A 13,902-nucleotide genomic window follows, 5' to 3' on the forward strand; every position below is an offset into this window, starting at 1 on the left:
GGGCAGAATGGCCGGAATCCCCAGCGACGTAAGCGAGGAGCCGCCATGACCGTGGACATCGAGGCCGCCAACCGGGAACTGGCAGTGGCCCGGCAGGACGGGAAGCCCTGCCCGCCGCTGCGCGGCCGGCTGCTGCCCGAGGGCGACATCGAGGCCGCGTACCAGGTGCAGCAGGTCTACACCCGGCAGCGGCTGGGCAAGGGACACCGCCGCGTCGGCGCGAAGATCGGCCTGACGTCGCGGACCGTCCAGGAGAGCTTTGGCGTCTTCCAGCCCGACTTCGGGGTGCTCTTCGACGACATGGCCGTCGGCGACGGCGTCGAGGTGCCGATCGACCGGCTGCTCCAGCCGCGGGTGGAGGCGGAGATCGCCTTCGTGCTCGGCGCGGACCTGCCGGACGAGCGGGTCACCACTGTCGACCTGATCCGGGCGGTGGACCACGTGCTGCCGGCCATCGAGATCGTCGACTCGCGGATCGCCGACTGGGACATCTCCATCGTGGACACGGTGGCGGACAACGCGTCCAGCGGGCTGTTCGTGCTCGGCACCGCGCCCCGGCGGCTCGCCGACGTCGACCTGCGGCTGTGCGGCATGGTGCTGGAGCACGCCGGTGAGCCCGTCTCGGTCGGCGCGGGCGCGGCCTGCCTCGGCAATCCGCTGCACGCGCTGCAGTGGCTGGCCGCGACCATGGCCCGGGCGGGCGACCCGCTCAAGGCCGGCGACGTGGTGCTCTCCGGCGCGCTCGGGCCGATGGTGCCGGTCACGCCCGGCGCCGCGTACGAGGCGCGCATCTCCGGGCTCGGCTCGGTGCGTACCTGTTTCTCGAAGGAGGCCACCTCATGACTGTCGGAGTGGCGGTGCTCGGGTCGGGCAACATCGGCACCGACCTGATGATCAAGGTGCTGCGGCTCAGTGAGAGCCTGCGCATGGTGGCGATGGCCGGCATCGACCCGGCCTCGGACGGTCTGGCCCGGGCCCGCCGGCTCGGCGTGACCACCACGGCCGAGGGCGTCGACGGCCTCGTCGCGCTGCCCGAGTTCGCCGACGTCCAGCTCGTCTTCGACGCCACCTCGGCCGGCGCGCACAAGCGGCACGACGAGGTGCTGCGGGCGCACGGCCGCACCGTCGTCGACCTGACGCCCGCCGCGATCGGCCCGTACGTGGTGCCGCCGGTGAACCTCGACGAGCACCTGGGCGAGCCGAACGTCAACATGGTGACCTGCGGCGGGCAGGCGACGGTGCCGATCGTGCACGCGGTCGGCCGGGTCACCCCCGTCGCGTACGGGGAGATCGTCGCCTCGATCGCCTCGAAGTCGGCCGGTCCGGGCACCCGGGCCAACATCGACGAGTTCACCGAGACGACCGCCCGCGCCATCGAGGTGGTCGGCGGCGCCGAGCGCGGCAAGGCCATCATCGTGCTGAACCCGGCCGACCCGCCGCTGCTGATGCGGGACACGGTCTACTGCCTGTGCCCGGACGCCGACGCCGACCGGGTGAAGATCGCCGCCTCGGTGGCCGACATGGTGGCCGCCGTGCAGGAGTACGTGCCCGGCTACCGGCTCAAGCAGGACGTGCAGTTCGACGCCGTGGACACGTACGCGCCGGTGCTGGGCCGGCATTTCACCGGCCTGCAGGTGTCGGTGTTCCTGGAGGTCTCCGGCGCCGGGCACTACCTGCCCGCGTACGCCGGGAACCTGGACATCATGACGTCGGCCGCGCTGCGTACCGCCGAGCGGCTGGTGGCGCTGCGTTCCCCGGAGGGGGCACCCCGATGACCGATCTGTACATCCAGGACGTGACGCTGCGCGACGGCATGCACGCCATCGCCCACCGCTACACGGTCGACCAGGTGCGTACCATCGCCGCCGCGCTCGACGCCGCAGGTGTGGCGGCGGTCGAGGTGGCGCACGGCGACGGCCTGGCCGGTTCCAGCGTCAACTACGGGCACGGCGCCGCCGCCGACGCGGACTGGATCGCCGCCGCCGCCGAGGTGCTGACCACCGCGCGGCTCACCACGCTGCTGCTGCCGGGCATCGGCACCATCGCCGACCTGAAGGCGGCCAAGGCGCTCGGCGTGACGAGCGTCCGGATCGCCACGCACTGCACCGAGGCGGACATCTCCGCCCAGCACATCGCGTGGGCCCGGGAGAACGACATGGACGTCTCCGGGTTCCTGATGATGTCGCACCTCAACGACCCGGCCGGGCTGGCCGCGCAGGCCAAGCTCATGGAGTCGTACGGCGCGCACTGCGTCTACGTCACCGACTCGGGCGGGCGGCTGCTGATGTCGGACGTGGCGCAGCGCGTCGACGCGTACCGGCAGGTGCTGGAACCCGAGACGCAGATCGGCATCCACGCGCACCACAACCTGTCGCTGGGTGTGGCGAACAGCGTGCTGGCGGTCGAGCACGGCCGGATCCTCGGCGACGGCCCGCTGGGTTCGCCGTCCGGGCGGACCGTCCGGGTGGACGCGTCGCTCGCCGGCATGGGCGCGGGCGCGGGCAACGCGCCGCTGGAGGTCTTCGTCGCGGTCGCCGAGCTGCACGGCTGGAAGCACGGCTGCGACGTGTTCGCGCTGATGGACGCCGCCGACGACCTGGTCCGCCCGTTGCAGGACCGGCCGGTCCAGGTCGACCGGGAGACGCTCTCCCTGGGGTACGCGGGCGTCTACTCCAGCTTCCTGCGGCACGCCGAGCGGGCCTCGGCCAAGTACGGCGTGGACGTCCGCTCGATCCTGGTCGAGCTGGGCCGTCGCCGGATGGTCGGCGGCCAGGAGGACATGATCGTGGACGTGGCACTGGACCTGGCGAGCAAGGAGAGCAACTCATGATCGGGCCGGACATCGCCGGCATCGCGGAGAAGCTGGGCGCGGCGGCCGACGACGCCACCGCGATCCCGCAGCTGGCCGCCGAGACCGGCCTCGACGTCGACGCCGCGTACGCGGTGCAGACCGCGCTGGTGCAGCGCCGCCTCGACCGGGGTGAGCGGCTGGTCGGCCTCAAGATGGGGCTGACCAGCAAGGCCAAGATGGCGCAGGTCGGCGTGGACGAGGTGATCTGGGGCCGGCTGACCGACGTGATGCGGGTACCGGACGGCGGCGGCGTCGACGTGGTCGACTTCATCCACCCGCGCGTCGAGCCGGAGGTGGCGTTCCTGCTGGACCGGCTGCCCGACCCGGGCGAACCGGTCGGCTCGTTCACCCGTGCCGTACGGGCGGTCGCCCCGGCGATCGAGCTGATCGACTCCCGGTACGCGAACTTCACCTTCTCGCTGCCGGACGTGATCGCCGACAACACCTCGGCCGCCGCGTTCGTGGTCGGGCCGTGGTCGCCGGTGCCGGACGGGCTGGACAACCTCGGCGTGGTCCTGGAGATCGACGGGCGGGTGGCACAGGTCGGCTCGACCGCAGCCATCCTCGGCGACCCGTGCCGCGCGCTGGACGAGGGCCTGCGGCTGGCCGGCCGGCACGGCGTCCGGCTGCGCAAGGGCTGGGTGTTCCTGGCCGGCGCGGCCACCGCCGCGGTGCCGCTGCGCCCCGGGGCGCACGTCCGCGCCACAGTGGAGAAGCTGGGTTCCGCCTCCCTGAAGGCCATCCCATGACGGCCCGCGTGGTGGCCGGGAAGGCCGTGCCGCGCGGCGCGTTCCCGCACGTCAAGGTGGCCGGCGGGTTCGTCTACGTCTCCGGCACGTCGTCGCGCCGGCCGGACAACACGTTCGCCGGGGTGTCGGTGGACGAGTTCGGCACCACCGACCTGGACATCCGCGAGCAGACCCGGGCCGTGGTGGAGAACATCCGCGACCTGCTCCGCTCGGTCGGCGCCGACCTGAGCGACCTGGTGCAGGTCACCACCTACCTGGTCAACATGAACGACTTCGGCGGCTACAACGAGGTGTGGGCGGAGTTCTTCGACGCCACCGGGCCGACCCGGACCACAGTCGCCGTGCACCAGCTTCCGCACCCGCATCTGCTGATCGAGATGCAGGCTGTCGCCCTACTTCCGTCGGGAGGTTCCCATGAGTGAGATCGCCGAGCCGTTCAGCTTCTCCGGCTGGATCGGCGAGAACCAGCACCTGCTCAAGCCCCCGGTGGGCAACAAGGAGATGCTGCCCGGCAGCGACGACTTCATCGTCATGGTGGTGGGCGGCCCGAACCAGCGCACGGACTTCCACGTCGACCCGTACGAGGAGTTCTTCTACCAGGTCAAGGGCAACATGCACATCAACCTGATGCTCCCCGAGGGGCCGCGTACGGTGCACGTGCGCGAGGGTCAGATGTGGATGCTGCCGCGCAACACCCCGCACTCGCCGCAGCGTCCCGAGGCCGGCTCGATCGGCATGGTGATCGAGCGGGTCCGCGAGGAGGGCACGCTGGAGAAGTTCCAGTGGTACTGCGCCGAGTGCGACCACAAGGTGCACGAGGTGGAGTTGCAGGTCCGCGACATCGCCGCCGACCTGCCCCCGGTCTTCGCCGCGTTCTACGCCGACGAGAAGGCCCGCACCTGCGACAACTGCGGCGCGCTGCACCCGGGCAAGGGCTGACGCGTGCCGGTCGTGGACGTGCACACGCACGTCGTACCGAAGGGGTGGCCGGACCTCGCCGCGGCGTGCGGCGGGTCCGGCTGGCCCTGGCTGCGGGTGGACTCCGAGCGCGCCGCCATGATCATGGTGGGGGAGACGGAGTTCCGCCCGATCGGCGCGCAGTGCTGGGACGCGCCGACCCGGCTCGCCGACATGGACGCCGACGGCGTGGACGTGCAGGTCGTCTCGCCCACTCCGGTGTTTTTCAGCTACGACCGCCCGGCCGACCAGGCGGTCAAGGTGGCCCGGATCTTCAACGACCTCACGCTCGAGGTCACCGCGGCCGGCAACGGGCGGCTGGTGCCGTTCTGCCAGGTGCCGTTGCAGGACCCGGACGCGGCCTGCGCCGAGCTGGACCGCTGCCTGTCGGCCGGGCACGCCGGGGTGGAGATCGGCAACCACGTCGGCGACCGGGATCTGGACGACGAGGGCATCGTGCAGTTCCTGACCCACTGCGCCGAGGTCGGCGCGCCGGTGTTCGTGCACCCGTGGGACATGCCGGGCGGCCCTCGGCTGGACCGGTGGATGGCCCGCTGGCTGACCGGGATGCCGGCCGAGACGCATCTGTCGGTGCTGGCGCTGATCCTCGGCGGCGTGTTCGACCGGGTGCCGGAGTCGCTGCGGATCTGCTTCGCCCACGGCGGCGGCAGCTTCCCGTTCTGGCTGGGCCGCGCCGACAACGCCTGGCACCGCCGCGGCGACCTGGTACGAGGCGCGTCCAGCGCGCCGCCCAGCTCCTACGTCGACCGGTTCCACGTCGACTCGGTGGTCTTCGAACCGGCCGCGCTGCGGCTGCTGGTGGACACCATGGGCGCCGAGCGGGTGCTGCTCGGCAGCGACTACCCGTACCCGCTGGGGGAGCGGCCGGTCGGTGACGTGGTGCACCGGGCGGACTTCCTCACCGACGCGCAGCGGGACGCGCTGCTCGGGGGCAACGCGCTGCGGTTCCTCGGCCGCTGAAGCCGGCGCGGGTGCGTCCGTCGTCTCCCTAGTGCCGACGGACGCACCCGGCGCTGTTCCCGGGTACGGACCCGCCGGCCGGACGTGTCGCCCGGCCTCCCGGCCGCCGGACCGGCAGGATGGACGGCATGGCCGAGCCGCACGACCTGACCGCGCTGGAACAGGCCGCCGCGATCCGCCGCGGCGAGCTGTCCAGCCTGGAACTGGTCGAGCACCACCTGCGCCGGGTCGAGGCGCTCGGCGACACCGTCGGCGCGTTCGTCACCGTCACCGCCGAACGGGCCCGGACCGCCGCCCGCGCCGCCGACGCGGTCGCGGCGGACGAACGCGGCCCGCTGCACGGGGTGCCGACCGCGGTCAAGGACCTCACGCTCACCGCCGGTGTGCGCACCACCTTCGGCTCGGCCGCCTTCGCCGACTTCGTCCCGCCCGTCGACGCCGACGTGGTCCGCCTCATGTCCGACGCCGGCCTGGTCAGCCTCGGCAAGACCACCACCTCCGAACTCGGCTGCTCGCTCTACTCCGAAGGACTGGTCGCCCCGCCGGCCCGCAACCCGTGGGACCTCGCGTACACCGCGGGCGGATCCAGCGGCGGAGCGGCCGCTGCCGTCGCGGCCGGGCTGGTCCCGGTCGCGCAGGGCTCCGACGGCGGCGGCTCGCTGCGTATCCCGGCCGCGCTGTGCGGCCTGGTCGGCTACAAGCCGAGCCGGGGCATGGTCTCCGGCGGGCCGCTCGGCTTCGGCGGCTTCGGGCTGCCGGTGAACGGGCCGATCGGCCGTACCGTCGCCGACGTGGCCGCGCTGCTCGACGTGCTGGCGCGGCCGGTGCCCGGCGAGCCGTACCTGCCGCCGGCCGGGCCAGCCGGCGGCTACCTCGGCGTCACCCGCGCCGCCCGCTTCGCCGGCCCCGGCCGGCTGCGCGTCGGCCGGTTCACCACGCCGATGCTCGCCGACGAACCGGTCCACCCCGACTGCGTGGCCGCCGTCGACCGGGCCGCCGCGCTGCTCACCGACGCCGGCCACGAGGTGGTCGACGTCCCCGCGCCGCTCGGCCCCGAGGCGTGGCCGCTGTTCGAGACCGTCTGGTACGCCCTGGCGGTCACCCCCGTACCGGCCGGGCGGGAGAGCGACCTGCTGCCGCTGACCCGGTACCTGCGCGAGCGCGGAGAGGCGCTCGGCGCGGCCCGGCTGATCGCCGCGCTCGGCGAACTCCAGGCGCAGGTACGCCGTGGGATACGCCGTACCGCCGGGTGTGACCTGCTGCTCTGCCCGACGCTCGCGAGCCCGCAGGCGCCGGTCGGCGCGTTCGCCGCCCTCGAACCGGCGGAGGACTTCGACGGGCAGCGGCGCTTCTCGCCGTACTGTGCGGTCTTCAACGTCACGGGCGATCCGTCCGTTTCGCTGCCGGTCGGACGGACCGCCGGCGGGCTTCCGGTGGGGGTGCTCCTCACCGGCCGGTACGGCGACGACGCGACACTGCTCGCCACTGCCGCGCAACTGGAGCACCGGAGTGACGGATGGGATCAGCACCCCGCAATCTGGCGGGCCGCCGACTCCGCTAACGTGAACATCACAAGTGACGTGGGGCGCGACCGGTCCTGACCGGCCGTTCCGCACCATTCCTGGTCTCTCTTTCCGCCTGGGGGCGTTGGGATTGTCTGTTACCGAGACGTTGGTGGTCTTCGTCGGCATCCCGGTCGCCGCGGTGCTGCTGATCGCCGCCCTGGCGGCAGCCGGCAGCCGCGGCAGCGGTGGCGGTGCCAAGCGCTACCGGCCGGGTCGGCCCTTCGACTTCACTCCGGTCTGGTTCCTGGGCCGTCCGGAGCAGCTGGCCGACTCGGCCGGCACGGCGCTGGCCGCCGGGGCGCAGGCGCCGGCGTTGACCAGCCGCAAGCAGGAGCAGGCCGGCCGGGAGGCACCGGCCGGTGGAACCGGAGGCGCAAGTGACCGTTGGTGAAGCGCGGCCCACGACAGGGACGGGCACCCCGCCCGAGGTGCTGGACGGACCGTTCTCGACCCGTCAGCTGCTCCGCATCGACGAGGCGCTGCGCCTCGCCGACCAGGGCACCGGCCTGGTCTTCTCGGTCTACGTCGGCGGCCTCGACGAGCCGATCCGGGAACACGCCGAGCGGCTGCACCGGCAGCTCGCCGAGCCGGACCGCTCGGTGCTGATCGCGGTGTCGCCCAACCAGCGGCAGCTCGAGATCGTCACCGGCAAGTACGCGCGCAAGCGCATCCCGGACACGTACGCCAAGCTGGCCGCGCTCTCCATGGTGGCCGCCTTCGGTGGCGGCGACCTGGCCGGCGGCATCATCCAGGGCCTCGACCAGCTCGCCAGCCACGCCGGCAAGGGCTGACCCGCCCGCACGCACGACGAAGCCCGGCCCGCGCACACGCGGGCCGGGCTTTCTCGTGCGCCGGCGGTGCGGGCCTCACGACAGCGGCCGGGGCCGGCGCGGGCTGCCACCCGCGCCGGCCCCGGCCGACGTGCCTCACTCAGGCGCTGCGCGCGTCCCGCTCCCGGGCCTTCAACGCGCGGACCACGCCGTCACGGCCCTCGGCCACCAGCCGCCGCAGCGACGCCGGCCGGCCGTCCTGGGCCAGCCACGCGTCGGTGGCCGCGACGGTGTCCTCCTCGACCAGGTACGCCGGGTAGGCGAGCTGGACGAACTCCTGCGCCGGCTCGCTGTCGCGCTGCGCCCACACCTGGTCCACCGTGGCGAAGTAGCGCTCCCGGTAGGGCGCGGTCAGCTCGACCTGCGCCGGGTGGGTGAAGCCCTGCAGCAGCGCCCGGTTACGCCAGTTCGGCAGCGCGTCCGGGCCGGTGAGCAGCGCCCACACCGCGGCCTTGTTCTCGGCGGTCGGCACCAGCGCGTGCGCGTACGCGGCCTCCCGCTCGCCGCTCGCGGTACGGTCGGCGGCCAGCTCGGCGTCCACGTCGGCCGCGCCCGCGGCGCCGTTGGCGACGAGCGACTGGAGCACCGTCCACCGCAGCTCGGTGTCGACGGTCAGACCCTCCGGCACCCCGTTGCCGTCGAGCCAGCCGCGCAGCGTGGCCAGATCCTCGCCGGAGCGGGCCGACGAGGCGTACGCCCGGGCCCAGGCGAGCTGGAAGCCGCTGCCCGGCTCGGCCGCCGCGAGCGCGGTCCGCGCGGTACGCGCCAGGTCGGCCCAGCCCGTCGGCGCCCACTCCGGGTCGGCGTAGAAGGTGAGCGCGGTGGTCGCCTGCCGCAGTGTGGCGGTGATCAGGTTGATGTCGGTCTCGGCGGTCAGCCCGGCCAGCACCAGCGCCACGTAGTCGCGCGCCGACAGCTCCGCGTCGCGGGTCATGTCCCAGGCGGCCGTCCAGCACAGTGCCCGGGCCAGCGACGAGTCGAAGCCGGCGATGTGCTGCACCACTGTCGCCATCGACCGCTCGTCCAGCCGCAGCTTGGCGTACGTGAGGTCCTCGTCGTTGAGCAGCAGCACGTCGGCGGCCGGCTTGCCGTACAGCTCGGACAGCTCGGTCAGCTCGCCGGTCACGTCCGTCTCGACCAGCTCGCGGCGCACCAGCCGGCCGCCGGTCAGGTCGTACAGGCCGACGCCGATGCGGTGGGTACGCAGCGTCGGGTAGCCGGACGGCGCCTCCTGCCGGACCACCACCCGCTCGTACGTGCCGTCGGCGCCGATCGTCACCTCCGGGCGCAGCGTGTTGACCTGCGCGGTCTCCAGCCACTGGGCGGCGAACTTGCGCAGCTCCCGGCCCGAGGCCGCCTCCAGCTCGGAGAGCAGGTCGTCGAAGGTGGCGTTGCCCCAGGCGTACTTGCCGAAGTAGGCGCGCAGGCCGGCCAGGAACGGCTCCTCACCCACGTACGCGACGAGCTGCTTGAGCACGCTCGCGCCCTTGGCGTACGTGATGCCGTCGAAGTTGACCTCGACGGCCTCCAGGTCCGGCATCTCGCAGTAGACCGGGTGGGTGGAGGAGAGCTGGTCCTGCCGGTAACCCCAGTTCTTGCGGATCGACAGGAACGTTGTCCAGGCGTCGGTGAAGCGGGTGGCGTGCGTGTTGCACCAGTGGCTGGCCCACTCGGCGAACGACTCGTTCAGCCACAGGTCGTTCCACCAGCGCATGGTGACCAGGTCACCGAACCACATGTGCGCCAGCTCGTGCAGGATCGTGTTGGCGCGCTGCTCGTACTCGAAGTCGGTGACCTGCGAGCGGAAGATGTAGTGCGACTCGGCGTGGGTGACGCAGCCGAAGTTCTCCATCGCGCCGGCGTTGAAGTCCGGCACCCACAGCTGGTCGTACTTGGGCAGCGGGTAACGCACGCCGAACTTCTCGTGGAAGAAGTCGAAGCCCTGCGTGGTGATCAGGTGCAGGTCGTCGGCGTCCATGTGCGGCGCCATGCTGGCCCGGCAGAAGTAGCCCATGTCGATGCCGTCGTGGCTGCGGCGCACCTCGTGGTACGGCCCGGCGCAGAGCGCGGTGATGTAGGTGCTCATCCGCTCCGAGACGGTGAAGTGCACGGTCTTCAGGCCCTCACCGGCGGCCTCCTCGCGGGCCACCGGCATGTTCGACACGACGCGCCAGTGGTCCGGGACCGTGGCGTGCCAGGTGTAGACGCTCTTCAGATCGGGCTGGTCGAAGCAGGCGTAGACCTTCTGCGCGTCAGCGGTCTCGAACTGGCTGTAGAGGTAGGTCTCGCCGTCCACCGGGTCGACGGTGCGGTGCAGGCCCTGCCCGCTGTTGGAGTAGCCGAAGTCGGCGTCGACCACCAGCACGTTCTCGGCGGCCAGGCCGCTGAGCGTGAGGCCCTTCTCCGCCGACCAGCCGGACAGGTCCACCGGCTCCCCGTTGAGCGTGGCCGACCGCACCGATTCGGCGGCTGTCTCGATGAATGTGGTCGCCCCCGGCTCGGTACAGCGGAACCGGACCTCGGTCACCGAGCGGAACGTACGACCGGTGGGCTGCACCGCGGTCGACAGGTCAAGGCTGATGTCGTACCCGGTCACCTCGAGCAGGCGGGCCCGCTCGGTCGCCTCGACCTGGGTCAGGTTGCGCACTCCCGGCACTGTTCGTCTCCATCCCACTCGTCTCGCCGCGCCCCGCGGCGCCGGTTCTGCCCGGCCGCTCGTGACGGCCCGTCGAGAACCGAGTCTTCCATGCACGGACCCCTCTCGGTGGTCGAGGTCACGCTCTCATTCCGGTACCGGTCGATGCGGTACGGGGTGAGGATCGGAGGTGACCGCGCCGGGTCCCCGGCGCGACGATGTCGTGAAGGGAAGACACAGTGACCGAACGTGTCACCGCGGACATGTGGTTCGACCCGCTGTGCCCGTGGGCGTGGATCACCTCCCGTTGGCTGCTGGAGGTCGAGCAGGTCCGGGACGTGGACATCCGGTTCCACGTGATGAGCCTGTCCGTGCTCAACGACGGCCGTGAACTGCCGGAGGAGTACCAGGACCTGATGCGCAAGGGCTGGGGCCCGGTGCGGGTGTGCATCGCCGTCGAGCAGGCGCACGGCGCCGAGACGCTGGCGAAGCTCTACACCGCGATGGGCACCCGGATCCACCTCCGCAAGGAGGAGCTGGGCCGGGACATGCTCGCCGGCGCGCTCATCGACGTCGGCCTGGACCCGGCGCTCGCCGACGCGGCCGAGTCCACCCAGTACGACGACGCGCTGCGGGCCAGCCACGAAGCCGGTATGCGGCCGGTCGGCACCGACGTGGGCACCCCGGTGATCCACGCGCCCGGCCCGGACGGCAAGCAGGTCGCGTTCTTCGGCCCGGTGATCACGCCGGCGCCGAAGGGCGAGGCGGCCGGCCGGCTCTGGGACGGCGTCCTGCTGGTCGCCGCCACCCCCGGCTTCTACGAGCTGAAGCGCACCCGGGAGCAGGGCCCCATCTTCGACTGAGGGGTAAGGAAGGGCCCCTTCTTAACGCCTCCGGTAGAGGAAGGGCCCCTTCTTGACACCGGCACCGCACCCCGAGCCCCGCACCGCCCGTCACCGGGCCGGTGCGGGGCTCGTTTCACCGGGTGTCCCAGCCGACGGCCCGCGGGGCCGCAGCACGGCAGCTCCTGGAGGCGTTCCCATGGCCAAGCACCGCCGCATGTCCGACGACGCGCCGCAGCAGGCGACCGAGGACTCCGGCGCGACGTACTGGTCGGTGACCGAGAGCGACTGGCCGGCCGGCCCGGCCGACGTGGCCGACCTGCTGGCCCCGCCGATCGTGGTCGGCGTGGCCCGGGTGGTGGCCACGTCGCGGATGACACCGCCGGGCGAGACCGTCCGGCCCGGCCGCGCGCCGTCGCGGCCCGGCGCCGCCGCCCACCCGGCCGCCGCCGGTGCGACGACGGTACGCCTCAACGCCGGCTCCCGCCCCGGCCCGCCGGTGCGCCGCCCGGCCCCGGGCCGGCACCGCAACCCCACCGCCTGAGCTGCCCTCCCCGGCGTTAAGAAGGGGCCCTTCCTCTACCGGAGGCGTTAACAAGGGGCCCTTCCTTTCACCTGGTGGTAAGCGGGTGAGTCCGGCGGCGGCGGCGATCGGGGCCCGGGTAGCGTCAGCGGACATGACGGTCGTGCATCCGATCGCCCGGGCCTGGATCACCACTGGCGGCACCGGCGCGCAGAACTACGACGAGTTCGCCGACGACGCGGAGATCACCGCCATCGTCGAGGCGAATCCGCACAGCGCCCTGGGCATCGAGATGCCCCACCGGGCGCCCGGCAGCCTCGGGAAGTCCTTCCTCGACGCGCTGCCGGACGCGGTGGCGCGCCTGGGCGAGGCGAAGGCGGACGGCAGCTACACGCCGGCCGAGCAGGTGGTGGTGCTCTACCGGATCAGCGCGCCGGGTGAGGAGAGCGCGTACGGGCTGTGGGCGATGGTCGACACCGACCAGATCTCCACCCGCGCCGACGAGCCGGGTCTGGTGATCCGCAACGAGGACGTGTTCATCGCCAAGGTGCGTGAGCGCGTCGCGCTGGCCGAGGCGCTCGGTCACCTGCTCTCGCCCGTACTCCTGCTCCAGACCGGCAAGGGCGACGAGCTGCACGCCGCGCTCGCGGCGGCGACCGAAGCGGCCGGCGCTCCCGCCGCGACCGACGTCGACCAGTCCGGTCGCACGCACGCGATCTGGCTGCTCGGCCCGGGCCCGGCGCAGGACGAGCTGACCGCGCTCGCCGGCGGCGGGGAGCTGGTGGTCGCGGACGGCAACCACCGCAGCCTGGCCGCGCAGACCGGCGGTTTCCCGCGCTTCCTGGCGGTGGTCACCACGCCCGCGTCGGTCGCCATCCAGCCCTACAACCGGCTGGTCAGCGAGCTGACCACCACGCCGGACGAGCTGCTCGACCGGCTGCACGCCGCGGGCGCGGAGGTCACCCCGGTGGACGGCCCGGTGGACGTGCCGGCCACCGGCGGCGTGGTGCACCTCTACCTCGGCGGCCGGGGGTACGCGGTGACGCTGCCGCACGTCGGCGCCGGCCGGCTGGAGAACCTCGACCACGCGCTCGTCGAGCGCCTGCTGCTGCGCGACGCGCTGGGCCTCGACCCGGGCGACAAGCGGATCACGTACGTGGGCGGCGACTACCCGGCGAGCTGGCTCGTCGGTGAGGTCGACGCCGGCCGGGCCGAGCTGGCGGTGCTCGTCGCGCCGGTGACCGTGGACGACTTCGTCGCGGTGAACCTGGCCCGGGAGAAGATGCCGCGCAAGAGCACCTGGTTCACCCCGAAGGCGCGGGCCGGCCTGGTGGTGGCCGAGCTGCCGCACTGACCGTGTGACGAATCCGCCTCCGGGTCGCCGCCCGCGCGCCGGCCCGGAGGCGGGCCTGTCAGACTGCGCGGTATGCGCGTCTACCTGGGATCCGACCACGCCGGTTTCGAGTTGAAGGTGCACCTCGCCAACCACCTGGCCAAGCAGGGCTACGAGGTGGTGGACGTGGGACCGCACGTCTTCGACCCGGACGACGACTACCCGGCGTTCTGCCTGCACACCGGCGACCGGGTGGTCGGTGACCCGGGCAGTCTCGGCGTGGTGATCGGCGGCTCCGGCAACGGCGAGCAGATCGCCTCGAACAAGGTCGCGGGCGTCCGGGCGGCGCTCGCCTGGAACGTCGACACCGCGCAGCTCGCCCGCGAGCACAACGACGCCAACATCGTCGCGATCGGTGCCCGGCAGCACACGCTGGACGAGGCGACTGCGCTCGTCGAGGCGTTCCTCACCACGCCGTTCTCCGGCAACCCCCGGCACAGCCGGCGCATCGATCAGGTGGCCGCCTACGAGCAGAGCCGCCGCCTGCCCGAGCTGCCCGCCTGAGCCTGAATCCACCGGGGTGTGGTCGGGGTAGGGCGTGTTGAACGAGTGAGGGTGCTTCCTGAGCAGGGAAAA

Annotated in this window: 15 protein-coding genes; 14 read left to right on the forward strand and 1 reads right to left on the reverse strand. The window is 72.7% G+C overall.

Translation table 11 applies throughout. The features are described 5' to 3' along the window. Positions 1–45: 45 nt before the first annotated feature. The 10 genes from O7607_RS18690 (at position 46) to O7607_RS18735 (ending at position 7,894) form a co-directional block, all read left to right on the forward strand. A complete protein-coding gene (locus tag O7607_RS18690; RefSeq protein ID WP_128138063.1) occupies positions 46–843 on the forward strand; it encodes a 2-keto-4-pentenoate hydratase in 798 nt (265 codons plus the stop codon). Then, entirely contained in the window at positions 840–1,775 is a 936-nt protein-coding gene (locus O7607_RS18695; protein WP_269704513.1) for an acetaldehyde dehydrogenase (acetylating), read from the forward strand. Before O7607_RS18690 ends, O7607_RS18695 begins: the two co-directional genes overlap by 4 nt. Next, a complete protein-coding gene (gene dmpG, locus O7607_RS18700) occupies positions 1,772–2,830 on the forward strand; it encodes a 4-hydroxy-2-oxovalerate aldolase (protein WP_262014138.1) in 1,059 nt (352 codons plus the stop codon). Before O7607_RS18695 ends, dmpG begins: the two co-directional genes overlap by 4 nt. Next, complete coding sequence (locus O7607_RS18705; RefSeq protein ID WP_269704514.1) at positions 2,827–3,600, forward strand: 2-keto-4-pentenoate hydratase; 774 nt, start codon at positions 2,827–2,829, stop codon at positions 3,598–3,600. The genes dmpG and O7607_RS18705 overlap by 4 nt, the downstream gene beginning before the upstream one ends. Beyond that, positions 3,597–4,022, forward strand: a complete 426-nt coding sequence (locus O7607_RS18710; RefSeq protein WP_269704515.1) for a RidA family protein — start codon at positions 3,597–3,599, stop codon at positions 4,020–4,022. The genes O7607_RS18705 and O7607_RS18710 overlap by 4 nt, the downstream gene beginning before the upstream one ends. After that, entirely contained in the window at positions 4,015–4,539 is a 525-nt protein-coding gene (locus O7607_RS18715; protein ID WP_269704516.1) for a 3-hydroxyanthranilate 3,4-dioxygenase, read from the forward strand. The genes O7607_RS18710 and O7607_RS18715 overlap by 8 nt, the downstream gene beginning before the upstream one ends. A gap of 3 nt (positions 4,540–4,542) precedes the next feature. Continuing rightward, positions 4,543–5,538 carry an amidohydrolase family protein gene (locus tag O7607_RS18720; protein WP_269704517.1) on the forward strand — a complete coding sequence of 332 codons (996 nt, stop codon included), beginning with the start codon at positions 4,543–4,545 and terminating at the stop codon, positions 5,536–5,538. 128 nt (positions 5,539–5,666) lie between these two features. Further along, positions 5,667–7,139: an amidase gene (locus O7607_RS18725; protein WP_269704518.1), complete on the forward strand. Its 1,473-nt coding sequence runs from the start codon at positions 5,667–5,669 to the stop codon at positions 7,137–7,139. Positions 7,140–7,212: 73 nt separating this feature from the next. Beyond that, positions 7,213–7,494 carry an aa3-type cytochrome oxidase subunit CtaJ gene (gene ctaJ / locus O7607_RS18730; protein ID WP_442929493.1) on the forward strand — a complete coding sequence of 94 codons (282 nt, stop codon included), beginning with the start codon at positions 7,213–7,215 and terminating at the stop codon, positions 7,492–7,494. After that, positions 7,481–7,894, forward strand: a complete 414-nt coding sequence (locus O7607_RS18735) for a DUF5130 family protein (RefSeq protein WP_269704519.1) — start codon at positions 7,481–7,483, stop codon at positions 7,892–7,894. The genes ctaJ and O7607_RS18735 overlap by 14 nt, the downstream gene beginning before the upstream one ends. Before the next feature lie 139 nt (positions 7,895–8,033). Here the strand turns inward: O7607_RS18735 and pepN are convergent, their stop codons facing one another. Beyond that, positions 8,034–10,580: an aminopeptidase N gene (gene pepN / locus O7607_RS18740; protein WP_269707022.1), complete on the reverse strand. Its 2,547-nt coding sequence runs from the start codon at positions 10,578–10,580 to the stop codon at positions 8,034–8,036. 227 nt (positions 10,581–10,807) lie between these two features. Here pepN and O7607_RS18745 point away from each other — a divergent pair, with 227 nt between their 5' ends. From O7607_RS18745 to O7607_RS18760, 4 genes are all read left to right on the forward strand, one after another. Next, positions 10,808–11,431: a mycothiol-dependent nitroreductase Rv2466c family protein gene (locus O7607_RS18745; protein WP_269704520.1), complete on the forward strand. Its 624-nt coding sequence runs from the start codon at positions 10,808–10,810 to the stop codon at positions 11,429–11,431. A 196-nt stretch (positions 11,432–11,627) separates the two neighbouring features. After that, positions 11,628–11,954, forward strand: coding sequence for a hypothetical protein (locus O7607_RS18750; protein WP_269704521.1), 327 nt, complete (start codon positions 11,628–11,630; stop codon positions 11,952–11,954). Between the two features lie 133 nt (positions 11,955–12,087). Beyond that, complete coding sequence (locus O7607_RS18755; protein WP_269704522.1) at positions 12,088–13,287, forward strand: DUF1015 family protein; 1,200 nt, start codon at positions 12,088–12,090, stop codon at positions 13,285–13,287. A gap of 72 nt (positions 13,288–13,359) precedes the next feature. Next, complete coding sequence (locus O7607_RS18760; RefSeq protein ID WP_269704523.1) at positions 13,360–13,830, forward strand: ribose-5-phosphate isomerase; 471 nt, start codon at positions 13,360–13,362, stop codon at positions 13,828–13,830. Positions 13,831–13,902: the final 72 nt, after the last annotated feature.

Source organism: Micromonospora sp. WMMA1949, assembly GCF_027460145.1.
Classification (GTDB): domain Bacteria; phylum Actinomycetota; class Actinomycetes; order Mycobacteriales; family Micromonosporaceae; genus Micromonospora.